The sequence below is a fragment of the Duganella dendranthematis genome (assembly GCF_012849375.1).
GTDB lineage: Bacteria > Pseudomonadota > Gammaproteobacteria > Burkholderiales > Burkholderiaceae_D > Rugamonas > Rugamonas dendranthematis.
Map to the genome: position 1 here is coordinate 5,626,202 of NZ_CP051684.1, position 19,137 is coordinate 5,645,338.

Genomic DNA, 19,137 nt, shown 5'->3' on the forward strand with positions numbered 1-19,137 from the left:
CATTGTCACGATGCAATGGCGTAACCGTCGCGACCATTCCGTTTGGCGGTGTACAGCGCACTGTCGGCGCGGGCTACCAGTTCCGCTGTTGTTTCATCGTCGCCTTCATGCACCGCCACGCCGATGCTGGTGGTGACGTGGCGCGGCGCGCCGTTCAGCGTGAAGGGCGCGTGCATGGCTTCGACGATTTTGCCGGCCAGCCGCGCCGCTTCCTCGGTATTCGCCACCAGCTCGAAAACGATGACGAATTCGTCGCCGGCCAACCGCGCCACCGTGTCAGAGGCGCGCACGCTGGCTGTCAGGCGCGCGGCAAACTCCTTCAGCACCTGGTCGCCGGCGCCATGGCCCAGCGTGTCGTTGATCTCCTTGAAGTAGTCGATATCCAGATAGGCCAAAGCCAGCGGCTTGCGGTTGCGTCGCACCCGCAGCACGGCTGCGTGCAGAATCTCCTCGAACATCAAGCGGTTGGCGATGCCGGTCAGGCTGTCGATGCGCGCCAGCTGCTTGAGGCGCTCCTCGATTTCCTTCATGCGGGTAGTGTCGTGCGTCAGAGAGTAGATGCCTAGCACTGCGCCATCGGCCGATAGCTCGGGCAGGAAGGTGGTTTCCAGCGTATGCGTGCGGTCGCCGATGCGCGCTTGCAGCTCATAGGTGGCGGCCTCGCCGCGATAGGCCTGGTCCAGATGCGGTTCAGCGGTGCGGTATTGGTCGCCGCCGATACCTTCGGCCAGATGGCGGCCAATCAGCGTTTGCGGATCGGTGCCGAACCAGTGCTGGAAGGTCGCGTTGAGGAACTGGAAATTGCGCTCGCGGTCCAGGTACGCGATCAGCACCGGCAGGTTATCGGTCAGCAGCTTGAGGCGCTTTTCGCTGGCGGCCTGCTGCAACTCGGCGTTTTTGCGTTCCGTGATATCCAGCGCCATCATGTAAAAGCCGGACACCTTGCCGTCGGCGCCGATGTCGGGCACCAGGTCGCCCATCATCTGGCGCTTGACGCCGCGATATACGCCTTCACGTTCGTAGTGCACGCGCTGGCCGCGCAGCGCCGCTTCGCTCAGTTGCAGCAGGCTGCCGGCGAAATCCTCGCCCAGCACGTCGTTGACCGGCTGGTCCAGCATGGCGCGCGGATCGAGCCCCAGCAGCACGCGGAAATGGTCGTTGGTGAAACGGTAGCGCAGATCGCGGCCGATGTAGGCGATCAGCGCCGGCATGCTGTCGGCAATGGTGCGCAGGCGCTTTTCGCTGGCGGCGATCTGCTGTTCGTATGCCACTTGATCCGTAATATCGTGCAGGAAGGCGGTGGCGTGATAGGCGCCGTCGTGGCGCAGCGCGCCGATCGACAGTTCCACCGGAATCGCGTGGCCGTCCTTGTGGATCGCGTTGACGCGCACGCGGGCGTTGACCATCGGCCCCTTGCCGCCCAGCGCAAAATACATCATGCCGGTGCGGTGGGCGTCGCGCTGATCGGGCGGCACGATGAGCTCCGCGATATCGCGGCCAATGGCTTCGTCACGGGTCCAGCCGAAGGTGCGTTCGGCGGCGGCATTCCATTTGGTGACGATGCCGGTGTTTTCGCAGCTGACAAAGGCGTCCGGCGCGCGTTCCAGGATATTACTGATCAGGGATTCGCTGTCGCGGATGGCCTTTTGCGCGGCTTCGCGCTCGGCGATCAATTCATAGAAGGCGGCGCTTAGTTCGCCGATTTCGTCACAGCGCTGGCGTTGCAGCACGCTGATGTCTGCTGCGCCGCTGCGGATATCGCCGATATTCCGGTGCAAACGGCCAATCGGTTTGAACAGCGTCTGGATCGCCAGCCACGCCATGATGCCGGCGATGACGGCAAATACGGCAGCGGCCAGCATGGCGTGCTGGCGCATCTGGATCATCGGCGCGAATGCTTCATCGACCGGGAAGCGCGCGCCGATGATCCAGTCGGTCGACTCCAGATGCTTGTACGAGTAAATGCCTTCGCTGCCGTCCTTGTTGACCGCCTCGGTCCAGCCTTCGAAGCCGCGCAGCGCCAGTTCGGTGGCGCGGTTGTAGCCGGGGCGGGCGTTGATGTGTTCCAGCAGCCGTTGGTGATTCGGGTGGTGCAGCAGGATGCCTTCGCGCGTCATGATGAACATGAAGCCGGTCTTGCCGGGCTTTTGCGCGGCGATCTGCTCCAGGAAGGCGGAGTTGGTCAGGTCGATGCTGCCGCCCAGCAGCATGACGGTACGGCCTTGCGCGCCGTGCACCGGTTGCAGAATCATGATCGACGGCAGGCCGGTTTCCACGCTCTTGTAAGGCGGCGAGATCACCGGCTTGCCACCGGCCAGCGCGTTTTCCAGGAAGGCGCGGCTGCGCGGATTGAGCGCCCGCGTTGGTTCAGCATGATCGCCTTCCATGTGCAGCAGCGTGCCTTGCGGCGTGAAGAGGTGCAGATTAAGGAATTCCTTGCGCGCCACCGCATGACGTTCGACGTAGGCTTGCATCACGGCGGGAGTGGCGCCGGCGTCGAGCGGCAGGGTGTCGGCCAGGCTGGCCAGCAGCACTTTGCGGGCGGTGATTTGTGCATCCACCTGGGCGGCAGCGGATGACAGCAGCGCGTATTGCTGGTCGCCGATCACGCTTTTCATGTCGCGTTCCGCCAGCAGCAGCGCCACCAGTGTGACGATCAGCGTAGCCGTTAGTACCAGCATGACGACGACCACCGTCATGCGGAACTTGAGGCTACGCGGTAGCGTTGCGAAAACGGCCATGTCACTGGGAGTGGGGCTGTGGTGAAACGAGTATGTCACACCCTGACAGGCAAGACCAGCGGGTACAATGCGCGCTGCGGCAACGCCACAGTCGGCGTGCCGTTCTTTACAAGGAATGCGGATTATGCTGCGGGCGATTTTGTGGGATAACGACGGTGTGCTGGTCGACACCGAACAGCTGTTTTACGAGGCGAACCGGGAGCTGTTCCGCCCCTTCGGGCTGGAACTCAGCACGCAGCACTTCTTCGACTGGTATCTGGCCGATAACTGCGGCGCGTGGCATTTGCTGGCGCCACCGCTGAGCGAGGCGCAGATGGAGGCCGAGCGTAGCGGGCGGAATGTGCGCTACGCGGCGCGGCTGGCGGCCGAACATATTCCGGCGATTGACGGTGTGGCCGAGGTGCTGGCGGCGCTGACGCCGCGCTTGCGCATGGGCGTGGTCACCAGCTCCAATGCCGATCATTTCGAGATCATCCACCAGCGGCTGGACCTGTTGCAGTATTTTGAATTCGTGCTGACGCATGAATCGTACACCCGCAGCAAACCGGCGCCGGAGCCGTATCTGCTTGGGCTGGCGCGCATGGACGTGCGCGCCGACGAGGCACTGGTGATCGAGGATTCGCCGCGCGGCTTGCAGGCGGCGACGGCGGCCGGCATCCGCTGCATCATCTTGCGCAATGCGCTCACGCGGCATCACGATTTTCCCGGCGCCTGGCGCGTGGTCGATACCATGGCGCAGGTGCGGGAAGAGGTGGAAGCGCTGCTGGCCTCCGCTTGATTAAGCGCCGAGCGGGATGCGGGCGGTGCGCCGCGCCGGCAGGGCGCTGCGGTGGCCTGCGCTATCCAGTTTGAAGACGCTGACCGCATCCACCAGGTGCGTGGCCTGTTCCTGCATGGTGACGGCGGCGGCGGACGCCTGTTCGACCAGCGCGGCGTTCTGCTGCGTGGACTGGTCCATCTCGGTGATGGCGCCGTTGATATGCTCAATGCCGGACAACTGCTCCTGCGTGGCGAAGGCGATTTCGCCCATGATATCGGTCACGCGGCGCACGCTGGTGACGATTTCCTCCATCGTGGCGCCGGCCTGGTCGACCAGGCGCGCGCCGGCATCGACCTTGTCGACCGAGTCGCCGATCAATTCCTTGATCTCCTTGGCGGCAGCGGCCGAGCGTTGCGCCAGGTTGCGCACTTCGGTCGCCACCACGGCAAAGCCGCGGCCTTGTTCACCGGCGCGCGCGGCTTCTACTGCCGCATTCAGTGCCAGGATGTTGGTCTGGAAGGCGATGCCGTCGATGACGGCAATGATGTCAACGATCTTGCGCGACGAGGCGTTGATCGAGGCCATAGTGTCGACCACCTGCGCTACTACCGCGCCGCCTTTGCCTGCCACGTCGGAGGCCGACATCGCCAACTGGTTGGCCTGGCTGGCGTTGTTGGCGTTCTGCTTGACGGTCGATGTCAGTTCTTCCATCGACGATGCGGTTTCTTCCAGCGAGCCAGCCTGGCGCTCGGTGCGTTCCGACAGGTCCAGATTGCCGGCGGCGATTTCGGCCGAGGCGGTGCCGATCGAATCGGTCCCTTTGCGCACTTCGGAGACAATGGCAATCAGGCTGCTGTTCATGTCCTTCAGCGCGGCCGACAACTGGCCGACTTCATCGCGGCTGCGGATCTGGATATCGGAACTGAGGTCGCCGCCGGCCACCGTGCGCGCCACCCGCACCGCATAACCGATAGGCCGCACGATGCTGCGCGTGACGTACCAGCCGAAGAACAGGCCCAGGCCGGCGCCGGCCACGCCCAGCGCGATCATCAGTGTGCTGGAGCTGCTGGCAGTTTGCTCGGCATCGGTGCCGGAGTCGCGCATCAGTTGCACCTGGAAGGCGATCAGCTTGTCCAGCGCGGCGATGTAAGCGTTTTGCGCCGGCCGCACTTTTTGCAGCAGCAGTGCTGTCGCGCCGTCCTTGTCGCCGGCCTTGATGGTGCTGACCAGCTGGTCGCGCAGCGGCGAATAGGTGTCGCGGGCGTCGTTCAGCTCCTTGAACAGGGCCAGCGCCTGCGGCTGGTGCAGCAGGCCGCCGAGCTGGTCGAGCAGGGCGCCGATTTCCTTGCTGCGCTGGGTGATGGCGGCATATTCGGGGCCAGCCTCGCCGGCGTCGATCAGCAGCAGGTCGCGCAGGCTGCGCGACTGTTGCGAGACGTGGTCTTTGACCTCGTTGAGCAGGCCGATTTTCATGTAGCGGTCCTGGATGGTCAGGCTGATGGCGGTGCTGGTGGCGCGGAGTCCAAGCGCGCCGACGACCACCACAATCGCCATCAGCAGGGTGGTGAGGGAGAATGCAATCGTCAGCCGGTGACCAATCTTCAGATTAGTAATATTCATGATTTGTTTTATTGTTAGTTGCCAGTGAGAATGTAAAGTGTAGCGTGACAGTCCATGGCAACAAAGTAATATTTCTTAATAGAATGAATATATTTTTGAGCCAAGCAACAGCTTGCGAAATGCGGCTTTTTCGAGGTATAATTATCACCAGTGTTGCTGCATTTGAAATATTAAAACATTGCCTTGGTAGGGCTGGATGTTTGAAAGGGCCGGCGTTCGATTGAACGCCGGCCCTTTTTGTTTTCCGGGGGCTCCGCTAGAATGCGGCCAACTTTTTTACCCTTGGAAATCTATGCTTCTGATACAGCGTTCCGTGGCCGCCGCCACGCTGGTGTGCGGCCTGCTGGCCGCTGGACTGGCCAGTGCCGTCGAGTGCCCCACTTTCTACGTCGACGGTCGCCTGCCGGAAATCCGCAACAGCAAGATGGCCGCCGCTACGACCGAGCTGTGCTACGGCGTATTTGGCGTGATGCACAGTGGCATTACGCGTACGCCGCTGTGGTCGGCTGAGCACTTGACGGCGGAAAACGTCGAGGCGGCCAAGACGCTGTCGCGCGAAAACTCCTTCCATCCTGAATCCCGCTTGCCGGCCTCGGCGCGCGCCGAGTTGTCCGACTACGCCCGCAGCGGTTACGACCGAGGCCACATGGCGCCCAACGGCGATATGCCGGACCGCGCCACCCAGCATGAAAGTTTTACGCTGGCGAACATGGTGCCGCAGGACGGGGACGTCAACCGCCACATTTGGGCTGGCATCGAGGGCGTGGTGCGCAAGATGGCGCAGAAGGAAGGCGACCTGTACGTGATTACCGGCCCGGTGTTCATCGGCGGCAATCTGCAAAAGGTAGGCAATGTGCTGGTGCCGACGCATTTGTATAAACTGGTGTACAGCCCACGCCAGCGCGCCGGCGCCGCGTTCTTTATCGAAAACCACGCCGATGCGCAATATGAGTTGCTGAGCATCGCTCAGCTGGAAGACAAGATCGGCATCAATCTGTTGCCGTCGCTGACGCCAGCGCAAAAAGCCGTGATGCTGCGCGTGGCGAACGTGCGTCAACGCAAGACGGGGAATAAATAATGAAGAAATTCGCGCCGTACCAAAACGAGTCGGACGTACTGAACATCGGCGGCCTGTGCATCGAGAATCGCCTGGACCGCATCTCGATCCACGGCGATATCGACCTGACCGCCGACCAGGTTGGCCTGGCCGACGCTCGGGCGTTGCACCAACTGCTGGCCGATGTGGTCGACCGGCTTGAGGCGCAGCAATTGCCGGACAAAATGCCGCCGCCGGTCACGACCATTGTCGCCAATCCCTTCGAATAAGGTATTATTCTCTCAAGCAACGTTTAACTGCATGAGAAAATGTAATGAGCCTGACAACGGGAAATAATTCGATCGATTCGCTGGTCTACAACAGCTGGAACGCCAAGTCGGGTCAGGCGGTGTCCTTGAACTACAGCTTCCTGACCAGCGTGCCGGATGACGCCACGATCGAAGACGCCAACGGCTTCGCAGCGATGGATGCGGTGCAGCAGCAGGGTGTGCGCAAGGCGCTGGCGACCTGGGCCGCAGTGGCCAACATCACCTTCAACGAGGTGCCGGCCGGCGGCGATATCCTGATCGGCACCAATGACCAGGGGCAGGACAGCAGCGGGTATGCGTATCTCCCGGAGGGACGCAGCTATTCCGTTTCGCTGTACACGAATACCCAGGATCGCTATAACTACAGCTTTGCCGACGGCGATTTCGGCATGTCGGTGCTGATCCATGAGATTGGCCACACGCTGGGCCTCAAGCATCCGGGCAACTACAATTCGACCGGCGGCGATATCGACGGCCCGTTCCTGCCGGCTGCGACCGACAATATCGATTATTCGCAGATGTCCTACAACGTCGGCTCTGGCTTCAAGCTGAACGGCAATTACGGCATCACGCCGATGCTGTATGACATTCAGGCCATGCAGTATCTGTATGGCGCCAATCTGAGCTACCACACCGGCGCCGATACCTACAACTTCAGCAAGGACGCCGCGCTGCAATGCATCTGGGATGCGGGCGGCACCGACACGCTGGACTTTTCCGCCTGCCGCGACGCCACGGTGATTAACCTGAACGCCGGCACCTTCAGTTCCACGGCGACGGGCTATAACAATATTTCCATCGCTTACAACGTGACGATCGAGCGGGCGATTGCCGGCAGTGGCGGCTCGACCATTTACGGCAATGCGGCCGGCAATGTGATCAGTGGCGGCGTCGGGAATGACGTGATTTACCAAGGCGCGGGCAACGACCAGATCAGCGGTAACGGCGGCAGCGATACGGTGGTGTTCAGCAAGACGCTGGCCTCCTACGCATTGAGCGGCAACCTGTCGACGCTGGGCGTGGGCGGCGATGGCGCCGATACGCTGACGGGCATCGCCCGGCTGCAATTCAGCGATATCACGGTGCAGCTGTCGAATTACGGGGCGCTGTTGACCGGCACTTACGGCGACGATGTGCTGACGGCAGGCACCGGCCGCCAGCTGATCGCCACCGGCAGCGGGTTGGATACGGTGCGTTTCAGCGACAGTGTGTCGCATTACGCGCTGGCGGCTACCGGTTCGGCCATGACGGTGACGGATCTGAGCGGCGGCGGCGCCGACCTGCTGACCGGCGTCGAGCGGCTGACGTTCGCGGACGGCGCCCTGGCGCTGGACACCACCGGCGCCGCCGGCCGCATTTACCGTCTGTATGTGGCCGCCCTCAACCGCGCGCCGGACAAGGACGGCATGGGCGACTGGCTGTATCAGCTGGACCATGGCCGCGACTTGGATTCGATTGCCGCCGGCTTTGTCTACAGCGATGAGTTCATGCGCATCTACGGCGCCAATTCCTCCGACACCACTTTTGTCACGCTGCTGTACAACAACGTGCTGCACCGCGCGCCGGATGCTGATGGTTTCAAGCACTGGACCGATATGCTGGCCAATCACGTCTCGCGGGCGTCAGTGCTGACCGGCTTTTCGGAGTCGCCGGAGGGCACGGCGTTGATCGGCCAGCATATCCCGCTGGGGATTGCCTATACTTTGCACACGGGCTAATCCGCACCCGGCAGGCTGATGCGGTTGCGGCCCATGTGCTTGGCGCGGTACAGCGCCGAGTCGGCGGTGGCCACCAGTTGGCTGGGATCGGTTTCCACCGAGGCCAGCGCCGTCGCCGCGCCGATGCTTACCGTTACCACATGCTGCTGGCTGCCCAGGTTGGGCAGCCGTAGCTGTTCGACCCGGCAACGGATGCGTTCGGCCACGATGGCTGCGCCTTTCAGCGACTGGTTGGGCAGGATCACTGCGAACTCCTCGCCGCCGTAGCGCGCCACCAGGTCGTTGGCGCGCATCTCGCTCGAGACCGCGCTGGCGATGCGTTGCAGGCATTCGTCGCCGCCCAGGTGGCCGTAGGCGTCGTTGTACTGCTTGAAGTTGTCGACATCCACCATCAGCAGCGACAGCGGCTGCTGGTTGCGCAGCGCGCGCTGCCACTCGGCGCTCAGGGTATCGTCGAAGCAGCGGCGGTTGGCCAGGCCGGTCAGACCGTCGCGGGTGGCCAACTGTTCTAAAGCCACCTGCGCGCGCTTTTCGTCGGTGACGTCGCGCAGCGTTTCCACCACCGCCACCAGCTTGCCGTCGGCGTCGACGATCGGGCTGGCATCGGCCGCCAGGTAGCGGCGGCGGCCGATGCGCGGCATGTCGCACCAGTTTTCCGCGCACAGATTGTTATCGGTATCATTACAGCGCGCGTGCTGGCGGTAGAGCCGATGCAGCTCGGCGCTACGACCCTGGATCACCAGGTCGGCCAGCGTCGGCCGCTGTTCGCCGTAAAAGCTGCGCCAGTGGTCCGAGGTGCCCAGCACTTCCCATGCCGCCACGCCGGTCAGCCGCTCGCAGGCGCGGTTCCAGATGATGACCTTGCCGTTGATGTCGATCACGAAGGTCGGGATCACCAGCAGTTCCATCAGCTTGAGCGCAAAACCGTGTTGCTGGTCGGCCTGTGAGAACTCCATCACGTGCTGGATTTTTTGTGTTCCGGTCATGGCGCGCCTTGGTTGTTTTTATGGAAGAGGGAAGGACATGGTCAACGCCGTGCCGGCGCCGGGTTCGCTGGCGATGTCGAAGCGGCCGCCGGCTTCGGCCACGCGCTGGGCGATGCCGCGCAGGCCGTGGCTGCGCCGTCCGGCGCCGAGGACAGCCCTGGGCTGCGGCAGGCCGACGCCGTTGTCGCGCACGATCAAGCTCAGGCTGTGCTCCTGGCGGCGCAGGCGGACGCACACTTCGGACGCCTGGGCATGGCGCACGATGTTGCTCAGCGATTCTTGCAGCACGCGGTAGACGATGTTGTCCATGCCGTGACCCGGGCGGCCGGCAAAGGCGTCCGGCGCGGCGTCCAGCCGGCAGCGGATGCCGCTCAGGCGGGCGAACTGGTCGATCTGCTGCTGCACCGCGCCTTCCAGGCCGGATGCCAGCGCTTCGGCCGGCAAGTCGTCGACAATCGCGCGCATGGACCGCGTGGCTTGCTGGACGCGCTGGGCCAGCCGGTCCAGCGGCGCTTGCAATGCTGGATACTGGCGTGCCAGCGCGGCGGTGTCCATGCCGAGCGCCAGCAGTTGCTGGCCGAGATCATCATGCAGGTCGCGGGCGATGCGGCGGCGTTCGGCGTCGCGCAGTGATTGCTGGCTGGCGCCCAGCCGCGCCACCTGACGGCGCGCTTCCTTCAGCGCCCGCAGGGTGTGGACGCGCTGTCGCCACCACAGCCACAAGCAGGCGGCGCAAGTCAGCACGCAGATGCTGGCGCAAATGACGTCGATTTCCAGCAGTGGCGGCGCATGTCTCATGGTGTATCTTCCCAGAGTGGACCCACCTATGACCTTAGCCGCCTCGCCGCCGGGAAGGTTTGTGAAATGTCAATATCTGAGCATGCTTTCCGGAAATCTGTGGCGTGGGATATAATTGAGGGTTGTCCTATCAGGAATTATCGTGACTTACAGCATCAAAGAGATTTTCTACACGTTGCAAGGTGAGGGCGCCCACGCCGGCCGCCCGGCGGTGTTCTGCCGCTTCTCCGGCTGCAACCTGTGGACCGGCCGCGAAAGCGACCGCGCCAGCGCCATTTGCCAGTTCTGCGATACCGACTTTGTCGGCACCGACGGCGAAGGCGGCGGCAAGTTCAAATCGCCTGAGGAACTGGCCGCGACCATCAATGCGCTGTGGCCGGAAACTTATATTGCCAGCAAGTACGTGGTGTTCACCGGCGGCGAACCGCTGCTGCAACTGGATACGCCGCTGATCGACGCCATGCACGCGGTTGGCTTTACCATCGCGATTGAAACCAACGGCACGCTGCCGGTGCCGGACGGCGTCGACTGGATCTGCGTCAGCCCGAAAATGGGCTCGGAACTGGTGGTCAAAAAAGGCAGCGAAATCAAGGTCGTGATCCCGCAGACCAACCAGGATTTGTCGGTCTACGAACAACTGGACTTCGAGAATTTCTTCGTGCAGGCCATGGATGGCCCGCTGGCCGAGTTCAATACCAGGCTGGCGATCGAAACCTGCAAGCGCAACCCGAAGTGGAAACTGAGCTTGCAAACCCATAAACTTTTACAGATACCCTAATCAATGCTGACCATCACCCGCAAGCTGGAATTCGACGCCGGCCACCGTATTCCCGACCATAAAAGCCAGTGCCGCAACCTGCACGGCCACCGCTACACGCTGGAAATCACGCTGACCGGCAATGTCATCGACGTTGAAGGCAGTTCCGACAACGGCATGATCATGGACTTCTCCGACATCAAGTCGCTGGCCAAGGAGCACCTGGTCGATGTCTGGGATCACGCCTTCATCGTCTACGAGAAGGACAACGCGGTGCGCGAGTTCCTGGCCTCGTTGCCGGACCACAAGACTGTGGTGATCGACCGTATTCCGACCGTGGAAAACCTGGCGCGCGTCGCCTTCGACATCCTCAAGGCGGCTTACAAGGACCGTTACGGCACCGGCCTGCACCTGCACAAGCTGGTGTTGCACGAAACCCCGAACTGCTGGGCCGAGATCACCGATGGTGTCTGATACGGCCATCATGCAGCTGGCGCTGGAACAGGCGCGGCAAGCGTGGGACCTCGGCGAGGTGCCGGTCGGCGCTGTCGTCGTCAAGGATGGCGAGGTGATCGCGGTCGGTTGCAACCAGCCGATCGGCCGGCACGATCCGACCGCGCACGCGGAAATCGTCGCCTTGCGCGCCGCCGCCGAAAAGCTGGGCAATTACCGTCTGCCCGGCTGTGAGTTGTATGTGACGCTGGAGCCGTGCGTGATGTGCTCGGGCGCAATGATGCATGCGCGGCTGGCGAAGGTGGTGTTCGGCGCCAGTGATCCGAAAACCGGCGCCTGCGGCTCGGTGCTCAACCTGTTCGAGCAGGAGCTGCTAAATCACCACACCGAGATCGTCGGCGGCGTCATGGCCGAGGAGTGCGGCGCCATGCTGAAAAACTTCTTTGCCGCCCGTCGCGCGGCGGCCACCGCTGCCAGACGCGCCACGGCAGAATAAAAATGGTATGCTGAATCCCAGGTGTTATCTGGGAGATAGTCTTGGCTACCGCACAAGTAAATGGCATCACGATTGCCTACGAAACCAGCGGCAGTCCGCTCAATCCGCCGGTGCTGCTAATCATGGGGCTGGGCATGCAGCTGATTGCCTGGCCGCAGGATCTGGTCGACGGCCTGGTGGAGCAGGGCTATTACGTGATCCGCTTCGACAACCGCGACATCGGCCTGTCCACCAAATTCCCTCAGCATAAAAAGCCCAACCTGGTGTGGGTGTATGTGAAATCCCTGTTCGGCCTGAAGCAGACCGGCGGCTATACGCTGCACGACATGGCGGACGATGCCGCCGGTCTGCTTGATGCGCTGGGCATCGCGCAGGCGCACGTGGTCGGCGTTTCCATGGGCGGTATGATCGCCCAGATCTTCGCGTCGCGTTTTAGCGCGCGCACGCTCAGCCTCACTTCCATCATGTCCAGCAGCGGCAAGCGCGGCTTGCCCGGTCCGACGGCGGCGGCGCGCAACGCCATGATGCGTTCGGCCGATCCTGCGGACCGCAAGGCGGTGGTGGACCGGGTGGTTAACGTCTACCGGGTGATCGGCAGTCCATCTTTTCCCACGCCCGAGCGGGTGATGCGCGCCAATATCGAACGTGCGATCGATCGCGGCGCCAATCCGGACGGCGTGGCGCGGCAGCTGGTGGCGATTGTCGGATCGGGCGACCGCACGCCGCTGCTGCGCAAGATACGCTGTCCTTCGCTGGTCATTCATGGCGCGGCCGACCCGCTGGTGCCGGTGGCGTGCGGCATCGATACCGCGCGGGCCATACCTGGCGCGCGGCTGGAGGTTATCGAAGGCATGGGGCACGATCTGCCGGCGCAACTGATCGAGCGCCTACTGGCCTTGCTCGACCATCATCTGCGGGGTAATATGGCGCCGGAACTTCCTCCGCTGACGCCGCATCGTGCCGGCAGCGGCACCCATCACTGACAGAGACATTTTGAGTACATCCAAAATCGGTATCGCGATTGCCGCACCGAGCGGCCGTCCGCCGGACAATGACGCTTTGCAGCGCGGCGTGCAGTGTCTGGAACAGCAGGGCTTCCTGGTCCATAACTACTACGACGACGACAAGAAATTCCAGCGTTTCGGCGGCACCGAGTCGTGGCGCCTGGCGCAACTGAACGCCGCCGCCGCTGATCCGGCGGTGCAGATCGTGATGGCGGTGCGCGGCTCGTACGGCATGTCGCGCCTGTTGCCGATGATCGACTTTGGCAAGATGGCCGACAGCGGCAAGCTGTTTGTCGGCTACAGCGACTTCACCGCCTTCCAGATGCCGCTATTCAAGCAGACCGGCCGCACCAGCTTAGGCGGCCCGATGATGTGCGACGATTTCACACGCGACGAGCCGGTCGCCTACACCATCAAGCAGTTCTGGGACTGCGTGCGCGGGCCGGTGCATACCGTACGGGGCGCCGTCGCCGATGGCGGCGCGGATAATCCGGTGGTGGATCTCAGCGGCAAGCTATGGGGCGGCAACCTGGCGATGATGGTCAGCCTGCTCGGCACCCCGTATTTCCAGGCGCTGGACGGTGGGATTTGCTTCATCGAGGACATCAGCGAACATCCATACCGGGTGGAACGCATGGTGCTGCAACTGTTCTACGCCGGCGCGCTGGACGGACAACAGGCGCTGGTGCTAGGCGATTTCTCGGGTTACAAGTTAAACGCGATGGACAACGGCTACGACTTCGAGGCCATGCTGGCCTACCTTCGGGCCACGCTGCCGATCCCAGTCCTGACCGGGCTGCCATTCGGCCACATCAAGGAACGCGCCACGCTGCCGTACGGCGGCAAGGCACACCTGACTTCGACCACGCGCAGCCTGGAACTGGCGATCAGCGATTATTTGACCTTGTAGAATCGCGTAAGTGCTTGTTTTATATGGGGTAACACGTGATCCATCTTGGTTGCTGTATAATTTCGTCTTTCCGCTCTACCTAATCTGCAAGGTCCAAATCCACAATGCTCTCTACAGCAAACATCACGATGCAATTCGGCGCCAAGCCGCTGTTTGAAAACATCTCCGTCAAGTTCGGCGATGGCAACCGTTATGGCCTGATCGGCGCCAACGGCTGCGGCAAGTCCACGTTCATGAAAATCCTCGGTGGCGATCTGGAACCGTCGGGCGGCAACGTGATGCTGGATCTGAACGAGCGCCTCGGTAAGCTGCGTCAGGACCAGTTTGCATTCGAAGACATGCGCGTGCTGGACGTGGTGATGATGGGCCACACCGAAATGTGGGCCGCGATTTCCGAACGCGATGCGATCTACGCCAACCCGGACGCCACCGACGACGACTACATGAAAGCCGCCGAACTGGAAGGCAAAGTGTCAGAGTACGACGGCTACACCGCCGAATCGCGCGCCGGCGAACTGCTGCTGGGCGTCGGCATCAGCATCGATCAGCACCAGGGCCTGATGAGCGCCGTGTCGCCAGGCTGGAAGCTGCGCGTGCTGCTGGCACAGGCGCTGTTCTCCAACCCGGACATCCTGCTGCTCGACGAACCAACCAATAACCTGGACATCAACACCATCCGCTGGCTGGAAGATGTGCTCAACGAGCGCAACTCCACCATGATCATCATTTCCCACGATCGCCACTTCCTGAACCAGGTGTGCACCCACGTCGCGGACATGGATTACGGCACGCTGAAGATCTACCCAGGCAACTACGACGACTACATGCTGGCGTCGACCCAAGCGCGCAACCAGCAGCTGGCCAACAACGCCAAGGCGAAAGAGAAAGTCGCCGAGCTGCAGGACTTCGTGCGCCGCTTCTCGGCCAACAAGTCCAAGGCCCGCCAGGCAACCTCGCGCGCCAAGATGATTGACAAGATCAAGGTGGAAGACATCAAGCCGTCGTCGCGCGCCTATCCGTTCGTGCGCTTCGAAGGCGAGAAGAAGCTGCACCGTCTGGCCGTGGAAACCGACAGCATCAGCAAAAAATACGACCGCACGTTGTTCAACAACTTCAGCATCATGGTTGAAGCGGGCGAACGCATCGCGATCATCGGCGCCAACGGCGCCGGTAAAACCACGCTGCTGCGTTGCATCGGCGGTGACGACATCGCCGGCCTGCACGCCGATCACGGCATGGTCAAGTGGGCGGAAAACGCCAACGTCGGCTACATGCCGCAAGATCCGACCGAGGACTTCGCGACCGACATTTCGCTGACCGACTGGATGGGCAAATGGACCAAGGAAGGCGACGACGACCAGGCCGTGCGCTCGATCCTGGGCCGCCTGCTGTTCGGCGGCGACGAGGTGAAGAAGTCGGTGCGGGTGCTGTCCGGTGGTGAAAAAGGCCGCATGATGTACGGTAAGCTGATGCTGGGCCGTCACAACGTGCTGCTGCTGGATGAGCCGACCAACCACATGGACATGGAATCGATCGAGTCGCTGAACATCGCGCTGGACAAATACGCCGGCACGCTGATCTTCGTCTCGCACGACCGTGAGTTCGTGTCGTCGCTGGCGACCCGCATCATCGAAATCAAAGAAAACGAAGTGGTCGACTTCCGTGGCGGCTACGAAGAATATCTGACCAGCCAAGGTATCGACTAACCATCATGCAAGCCATCGAGATCAAACCCGTCGAGTACGAGCATCCACAAGACGGCGCCAGCTGCGTAGCCCATGCGTGGGCGCGCACGCCAGCGACTCCCAGCGCCGAACAGCGCGTGGAGCTCAAAGAACGCATCAAGCGCCTGTTGAAGGAAAAGCAGGCAGTGCTGGTGTCGCACTATTATGTGGACGCCGACTTGCAGGATCTGGCCGAGGAAACCGGCGGCTGCGTCTCCGATTCGCTGGAGATGGCGCGCTTTGGCCGCGATCATCCGGCCAAGACGCTGGTGGTGGCGGGCGTGCGCTTCATGGGCGAAACGGCCAAGATCCTCAGCCCGGAAAAGCGCATCCTGATGCCGGACCTGGACGCGACCTGTTCGCTGGACCTGGGCTGCCCGGCCGACGAATTTGCCGCCTACTGCGATGCCCATCCGGACCGCACGGTGGTGGTGTATGCCAACACCAGCGCCGCCGTCAAGGCGCGCGCCGACTGGATGGTGACGTCGTCGATTGGGCTGGATATCGTCAAGCACCTGCACGAGCAGGGCAAGAAGATCCTGTGGGCGCCGGACAAGCATCTGGGTTCCTACATCCAGAAGCAGACCGGCGCCGACATGCTGCTGTGGCAGGGCTCCTGCCTGGTGCACGATGAATTCAAGGGCGTGGAACTGGAACTGCTGAAGGCTCAGTACCCGCAGGCGAAGATCCTGGTGCACCCGGAGTCGCCGGCCAATGTGGTGGCGCTGGCCGATGTCGTCGGCTCGACCACGCAGATCATCAACGCTGCGGTGGAATCGGACGCCGATACCTTTATCGTCGCCACCGACAACGGCATCCTGCACAAAATGCGCGCCGCTGCACCGGGCAAGCGTTTCATTGAAGCGCCGACCGCCGGCAACAGCGCCACCTGCAAGAGCTGCGCGCACTGCCCGTGGATGGCGATGAACGGCCTGCAAAACCTGGCCGACGTGCTGGAAAAGATGGACGATCCGGTAGCCAGCGCCGCCCACGAAATCTTCGTCGATGCGGAAATCGGCAAGCAGGCGGTGACCTCGATCACGCGCATGCTGGACTTCGCTGCGGCCAAGAAGGCCAAGGTGCAGCCAGGTCCGGATCTGGCGCAAGAAGCAAAACTGTTTTCGGGAATCGGCCCTGCATGATGAGCACTCTGGTAAACAAGTTCGCGCCGTTTGACGACGCGTTGAAATCGGCCTTTGAATCCAATCTGCTGGCGGCGTTGCTGGAAGATGTCGGCACTGGCGACCTGACTGGTTTGCTGGTGCCGGAAGGCGGCCGTGCCAAGGCACGCGTGATCGTGCGCGAGGATGCGGTGCTGTGCGGCGCGCCGTGGTTTGAAGGCGTGATGAACTGCATGCAGGCCGGGATCGAAATCGACTGGCAGTACGCCGAAGGCGATTTGATGAAGGCCGACAGCGTGGTCTGCACCATCGAAGGTCCGGCGCGCGCGCTGCTGACGGCGGAACGCGGGGCACTCAACTTCATGCAGCTGCTGTCTGGCGTGGCCACCGCCACCCGCAAGTATGTGGACGTAATCGCAGGCACCCGCGCCGCGATTCTCGACACCCGCAAAACTTTACCGGGCCTGCGCCTGGCGCAGAAGTATGCGGTGCGCGTGGGCGGCGGCCAGAATCAGCGTCTGGCGCTGTACGACGGTATCCTGATCAAGGAAAACCACATTGCTGCGGCGGGCGGCATCACCAACGCGGTGCTGGCAGCCAAGGCGCTGGACAAGGGCGTATCGATCCAGGTGGAAGTGGAATCGCTGGATGAGTTGAAGGAAGCACTGGATGCGGGCGCCGTCTCCATCCTGCTGGATAACTTCGACACCGGCATGATGCGCGAAGCGGTGGTGATCAACGCCGGCCGCGCGCTGCTGGAAGCCTCGGGCGGCATCAACTTCGACACCGTGCGCGCGATTGCCGAAACGGGCGTCGACCGCATCTCGATCGGCAGCCTTACCAAGGATATCCGGGCAACCGATTATTCTTTGCGCATCGTCGGCTAACCCGCGTAGAATCAACCGCAGGATGCCGGATTCTCCGGCAGGGGAGACCCGCTTGCGGAAAGCACGTCGGCTTTATTTGACTGGCTTGTGCGGCATGGCGCTTGACGCCGTGCCGCTATCATCTTTTGCCCGCCAGGTTGCAGCGCGCGAGCTGCTGGTGGTGGGAACCCGCTTTGAAGGTATTTACGAACGCCGCGACAACGGCGATTTCGCCGGCATGGGCGTGGAGTTGTTGCGCCTGTACGCCGGGCGCCATGGCTATCATCTGCGTTTCGAGCTTTACCCGTGGCGGCGCGCGCAGGAATTGATTAACAGCGGCGCCGCCGATGTGCTGATCGGCCCGTACAAATCAGTCGAGCGTCAACGCACCATGCGCTTCAGCGCGCAGCCGTTTTTCCGCGACCAGGTGGCGTTTTACGTGCGCGCCGACCGCATGCCGATCTGGGAGGGGGATTACGACATGCTCAAGGGCCGGCGCATTGTCACGCTCAACGGCTGGACCTACGGCCCGGCCTTCACCCGCGCACAGGCGCAGCTCAATATCAGCGTGGCCAATTCGGTCGAAAGTGGCTTGAAGATGCTGGCCATCGGCCATGTGGAGATGTTTGCCACCAACCGCCGCGACACCGACCCGGTGGTGACAGCCCTTGGCCTGCAGGACACGGTGATGGCGCTGGCGCCTCTGATCGACGTGCAGGATGCCTACTTCGCCTATCCGCTCGCGCCGCGCCAGCGCGACCTGCCGGCGCAGATGGACCAGCTGCTGGCCGACATGCGCAAGAGCGGTGAACTGCAACGACTGGCGCGCCGCTTCGGCGTTACCGTGCCCTGATCGCTGGCGCCGTGGGGTTGGCGTAGAAGCAGCAGACATCCCTCCCTTGTTGCTTGGCCTGGCGCAGCGCGATGCTGGCGCACTGGATCAGCGAGGCGTCATCGACGCCGTGCGCTGGGCAGCTGGCGATGCCGATGCAGGCGCTGAGCAGCAGTTCGCCGCCCGGCAGGTCGAACGGTGTATCCAGCGCGCTGCGGATCTGCGTCGCCATGCGCGCCGCCGCATGCAGGTCCGGATGGCCCGGCAGCAGTAGTGCGAATTCATCGCTGCCAAGTCGCCCCAGCATGGCGCGTTGCGGTGCGAGGTTGCGCAGCCGCTGGGTGAACTGGCGCAGGATTTCATCACCGGCCGCCTGGCCAAGGCTGCTGTTGACGGCGGTGAATCCATCGAGGTCGATCAGCATCAGCGTGCTGGCGCGCGGCCAGAACGCCACCAGTTGCTGGGCCAGCGTACGCGCGAAAGGCGTGCGCGTTGGCAAGGTGGTCACATTGTCGTAGCTGGGGTCGGCCAGATGGGGGTTAGCTGCGGGGTGTGGGCAGGTAGCGAGGTTCATGACAGACTCCAGGAAGGACAGACGGCGCCGATGGCGGCCAGCAATTGCAGATCGTTCACCGGTTTGTGCAGGTAGGCCAATGGCCGGTAGTGCTGCGCACGGGCATATTCTTCCGGCGTGTGATGCCCGGTCATGATGATGACGCCGGTCTGCGGCGCCTGATCGGCCAGCAGCGCCTGCAACTCCAGGCCGGAGCGCCGCGGCATGTGAATGTCCAGCAGCGCGCAGCATGGAGCGCCGGCCGGCAGCGCGGCGAGAAAACTGTCGGCGCCGTCGAAGGCGAGGGCAGGGATGCCGGCCGAGCGCAGCAAGCGCAGCAGCGCGCGACGGATGCTTTCTTCGTCGTCGACTACAGCAACCCAGGGTAGTGTGGTGTCCATGCTGTGACGATAGCGCGCTTGCCGGCGGCGCG

Annotated in this window: 19 protein-coding genes; 13 read left to right on the forward strand and 6 right to left on the reverse strand. The window is 62.7% G+C overall.

Annotation, left to right across the window (positions count from 1 at the left end; all coding sequences use genetic code 11):
* Positions 1 to 5: 5 nt before the first annotated feature.
* A complete protein-coding gene (locus tag HH213_RS25745; protein ID WP_169114144.1) occupies positions 6 to 2,741 on the reverse strand; it encodes a sensor domain-containing diguanylate cyclase in 2,736 nt (911 codons plus the stop codon).
* 124 nt (positions 2,742 to 2,865) lie between these two features.
* Between HH213_RS25745 and HH213_RS25750 the strand changes: the two genes are divergently transcribed.
* Complete coding sequence (locus HH213_RS25750; protein WP_169114145.1) at positions 2,866 to 3,519, forward strand: HAD family hydrolase; 654 nt, start codon at positions 2,866 to 2,868, stop codon at positions 3,517 to 3,519.
* Here the strand turns inward: HH213_RS25750 and HH213_RS25755 are convergent, their stop codons facing one another.
* Complete coding sequence (locus tag HH213_RS25755; protein WP_169114146.1) at positions 3,520 to 5,121, reverse strand: methyl-accepting chemotaxis protein; 1,602 nt, start codon at positions 5,119 to 5,121, stop codon at positions 3,520 to 3,522. It lies immediately after the preceding gene.
* Between the two features lie 292 nt (positions 5,122 to 5,413).
* On the opposite strand from HH213_RS25755, the gene HH213_RS25760 reads away from it, so the two are divergent.
* Genes HH213_RS25760 through HH213_RS25770 form a run of 3 tightly spaced genes read left to right on the forward strand, consistent with a single transcriptional unit; the run spans position 5,414 to position 8,204 of the window.
* Positions 5,414 to 6,199: a DNA/RNA non-specific endonuclease gene (locus HH213_RS25760; RefSeq protein ID WP_169114147.1), complete on the forward strand. Its 786-nt coding sequence runs from the start codon at positions 5,414 to 5,416 to the stop codon at positions 6,197 to 6,199.
* The gene (locus HH213_RS25765; RefSeq protein WP_169114148.1) at positions 6,199 to 6,447 is read left to right on the forward strand and encodes a hypothetical protein; all 249 of its coding nucleotides are present in this window, start codon (positions 6,199 to 6,201) and stop codon (positions 6,445 to 6,447) included. Before HH213_RS25760 ends, HH213_RS25765 begins: the two co-directional genes overlap by 1 nt.
* A 44-nt stretch (positions 6,448 to 6,491) precedes the next feature.
* Positions 6,492 to 8,204, forward strand: coding sequence for a DUF4214 domain-containing protein (locus HH213_RS25770; RefSeq protein WP_169114149.1), 1,713 nt, complete (start codon positions 6,492 to 6,494; stop codon positions 8,202 to 8,204).
* On the opposite strand, the gene HH213_RS25775 is transcribed toward HH213_RS25770, so the two are convergent.
* Positions 8,201 to 9,190 carry a sensor domain-containing diguanylate cyclase gene (locus HH213_RS25775; RefSeq protein WP_229263164.1) on the reverse strand — a complete coding sequence of 330 codons (990 nt, stop codon included), beginning with the start codon at positions 9,188 to 9,190 and terminating at the stop codon, positions 8,201 to 8,203. The two genes, HH213_RS25770 and HH213_RS25775, sit on opposite strands and share 4 nt — an antisense overlap.
* Before the next feature lie 18 nt (positions 9,191 to 9,208).
* Positions 9,209 to 9,988 carry a sensor histidine kinase gene (locus HH213_RS25780; protein ID WP_169114150.1) on the reverse strand — a complete coding sequence of 260 codons (780 nt, stop codon included), beginning with the start codon at positions 9,986 to 9,988 and terminating at the stop codon, positions 9,209 to 9,211.
* 142 nt (positions 9,989 to 10,130) lie between these two features.
* Here HH213_RS25780 and queE point away from each other — a divergent pair, with 142 nt between their 5' ends.
* The 9 genes from queE (at position 10,131) to HH213_RS25825 (ending at position 18,172) form a co-directional block, all read left to right on the forward strand.
* Positions 10,131 to 10,766 (forward strand): 7-carboxy-7-deazaguanine synthase, encoded by a 636-nt coding sequence (gene queE / locus HH213_RS25785; protein WP_169114151.1) that lies wholly within the window; start codon positions 10,131 to 10,133, stop codon positions 10,764 to 10,766.
* A 3-nt stretch (positions 10,767 to 10,769) separates the two neighbouring features.
* Positions 10,770 to 11,219 carry a 6-carboxytetrahydropterin synthase QueD gene (queD, locus tag HH213_RS25790; RefSeq protein ID WP_169114152.1) on the forward strand — a complete coding sequence of 150 codons (450 nt, stop codon included), beginning with the start codon at positions 10,770 to 10,772 and terminating at the stop codon, positions 11,217 to 11,219.
* On the forward strand, positions 11,209 to 11,694 hold the full coding sequence (gene tadA, locus HH213_RS25795; protein WP_169114153.1) for a tRNA adenosine(34) deaminase TadA: 486 nt from the start codon (positions 11,209 to 11,211) through the stop codon (positions 11,692 to 11,694). Before queD ends, tadA begins: the two co-directional genes overlap by 11 nt.
* 41 nt (positions 11,695 to 11,735) lie before the next feature.
* On the forward strand, positions 11,736 to 12,677 hold the full coding sequence (locus HH213_RS25800; protein WP_169114154.1) for an alpha/beta fold hydrolase: 942 nt from the start codon (positions 11,736 to 11,738) through the stop codon (positions 12,675 to 12,677).
* 10 nt (positions 12,678 to 12,687) lie between these two features.
* Positions 12,688 to 13,608: an LD-carboxypeptidase gene (locus HH213_RS25805; RefSeq protein WP_169114155.1), complete on the forward strand. Its 921-nt coding sequence runs from the start codon at positions 12,688 to 12,690 to the stop codon at positions 13,606 to 13,608.
* Positions 13,609 to 13,712: 104 nt separating this feature from the next.
* Positions 13,713 to 15,314 carry an ABC-F family ATPase gene (locus tag HH213_RS25810; protein WP_110847921.1) on the forward strand — a complete coding sequence of 534 codons (1,602 nt, stop codon included), beginning with the start codon at positions 13,713 to 13,715 and terminating at the stop codon, positions 15,312 to 15,314.
* 5 nt (positions 15,315 to 15,319) lie between these two features.
* Entirely contained in the window at positions 15,320 to 16,474 is a 1,155-nt protein-coding gene (gene nadA / locus HH213_RS25815) for a quinolinate synthase NadA (protein WP_110847922.1), read from the forward strand.
* The gene (gene nadC / locus HH213_RS25820; protein ID WP_110847923.1) at positions 16,474 to 17,340 is read left to right on the forward strand and encodes a carboxylating nicotinate-nucleotide diphosphorylase; all 867 of its coding nucleotides are present in this window, start codon (positions 16,474 to 16,476) and stop codon (positions 17,338 to 17,340) included. The genes nadA and nadC overlap by 1 nt, the downstream gene beginning before the upstream one ends.
* 94 nt (positions 17,341 to 17,434) lie before the next feature.
* Entirely contained in the window at positions 17,435 to 18,172 is a 738-nt protein-coding gene (locus HH213_RS25825; protein WP_169114156.1) for a substrate-binding periplasmic protein, read from the forward strand.
* Here HH213_RS25825 and HH213_RS25830 read toward each other — a convergent pair.
* Positions 18,159 to 18,725, reverse strand: a complete 567-nt coding sequence (locus HH213_RS25830) for a GGDEF domain-containing protein (RefSeq protein WP_169114157.1) — start codon at positions 18,723 to 18,725, stop codon at positions 18,159 to 18,161. The two genes, HH213_RS25825 and HH213_RS25830, sit on opposite strands and share 14 nt — an antisense overlap.
* Positions 18,722 to 19,105, reverse strand: a complete 384-nt coding sequence (locus tag HH213_RS25835; protein WP_110847926.1) for a response regulator transcription factor — start codon at positions 19,103 to 19,105, stop codon at positions 18,722 to 18,724. The genes HH213_RS25830 and HH213_RS25835 overlap by 4 nt, the downstream gene beginning before the upstream one ends.
* Positions 19,106 to 19,137 lie beyond the last annotated feature (32 nt).

What these genes read in the sequence shown, in the direction of transcription:
- HH213_RS25780 (WP_169114150.1), bottom strand. Translation starts at nt 9,988, where the DNA reads ATGAGACATGCGCCGCCACTGCTGGAAATCGACGTCATTTGCGCCAGC.
- nadA (WP_110847922.1), top strand. Translation starts at nt 15,320, where the DNA reads ATGCAAGCCATCGAGATCAAACCCGTCGAGTACGAGCATCCACAAGAC.
- HH213_RS25745 (WP_169114144.1), bottom strand. Translation starts at nt 2,741, where the DNA reads ATGGCCGTTTTCGCAACGCTACCGCGTAGCCTCAAGTTCCGCATGACG.
- HH213_RS25775 (WP_229263164.1), bottom strand. Translation starts at nt 9,190, where the DNA reads ATGACCGGAACACAAAAAATCCAGCACGTGATGGAGTTCTCACAGGCC.
- HH213_RS25750 (WP_169114145.1), top strand. Translation starts at nt 2,866, where the DNA reads ATGCTGCGGGCGATTTTGTGGGATAACGACGGTGTGCTGGTCGACACC.
- nadC (WP_110847923.1), top strand. Translation starts at nt 16,474, where the DNA reads ATGAGCACTCTGGTAAACAAGTTCGCGCCGTTTGACGACGCGTTGAAA.
- HH213_RS25760 (WP_169114147.1), top strand. Translation starts at nt 5,414, where the DNA reads ATGCTTCTGATACAGCGTTCCGTGGCCGCCGCCACGCTGGTGTGCGGC.
- HH213_RS25770 (WP_169114149.1), top strand. Translation starts at nt 6,492, where the DNA reads ATGAGCCTGACAACGGGAAATAATTCGATCGATTCGCTGGTCTACAAC.
- queD (WP_169114152.1), top strand. Translation starts at nt 10,770, where the DNA reads ATGCTGACCATCACCCGCAAGCTGGAATTCGACGCCGGCCACCGTATT.
- HH213_RS25830 (WP_169114157.1), bottom strand. Translation starts at nt 18,725, where the DNA reads ATGAACCTCGCTACCTGCCCACACCCCGCAGCTAACCCCCATCTGGCC.
- HH213_RS25825 (WP_169114156.1), top strand. Translation starts at nt 17,435, where the DNA reads ATGGCGCTTGACGCCGTGCCGCTATCATCTTTTGCCCGCCAGGTTGCA.
- HH213_RS25835 (WP_110847926.1), bottom strand. Translation starts at nt 19,105, where the DNA reads ATGGACACCACACTACCCTGGGTTGCTGTAGTCGACGACGAAGAAAGC.
- HH213_RS25755 (WP_169114146.1), bottom strand. Translation starts at nt 5,121, where the DNA reads ATGAATATTACTAATCTGAAGATTGGTCACCGGCTGACGATTGCATTC.
- HH213_RS25810 (WP_110847921.1), top strand. Translation starts at nt 13,713, where the DNA reads ATGCTCTCTACAGCAAACATCACGATGCAATTCGGCGCCAAGCCGCTG.
- HH213_RS25765 (WP_169114148.1), top strand. Translation starts at nt 6,199, where the DNA reads ATGAAGAAATTCGCGCCGTACCAAAACGAGTCGGACGTACTGAACATC.
- tadA (WP_169114153.1), top strand. Translation starts at nt 11,209, where the DNA reads ATGGTGTCTGATACGGCCATCATGCAGCTGGCGCTGGAACAGGCGCGG.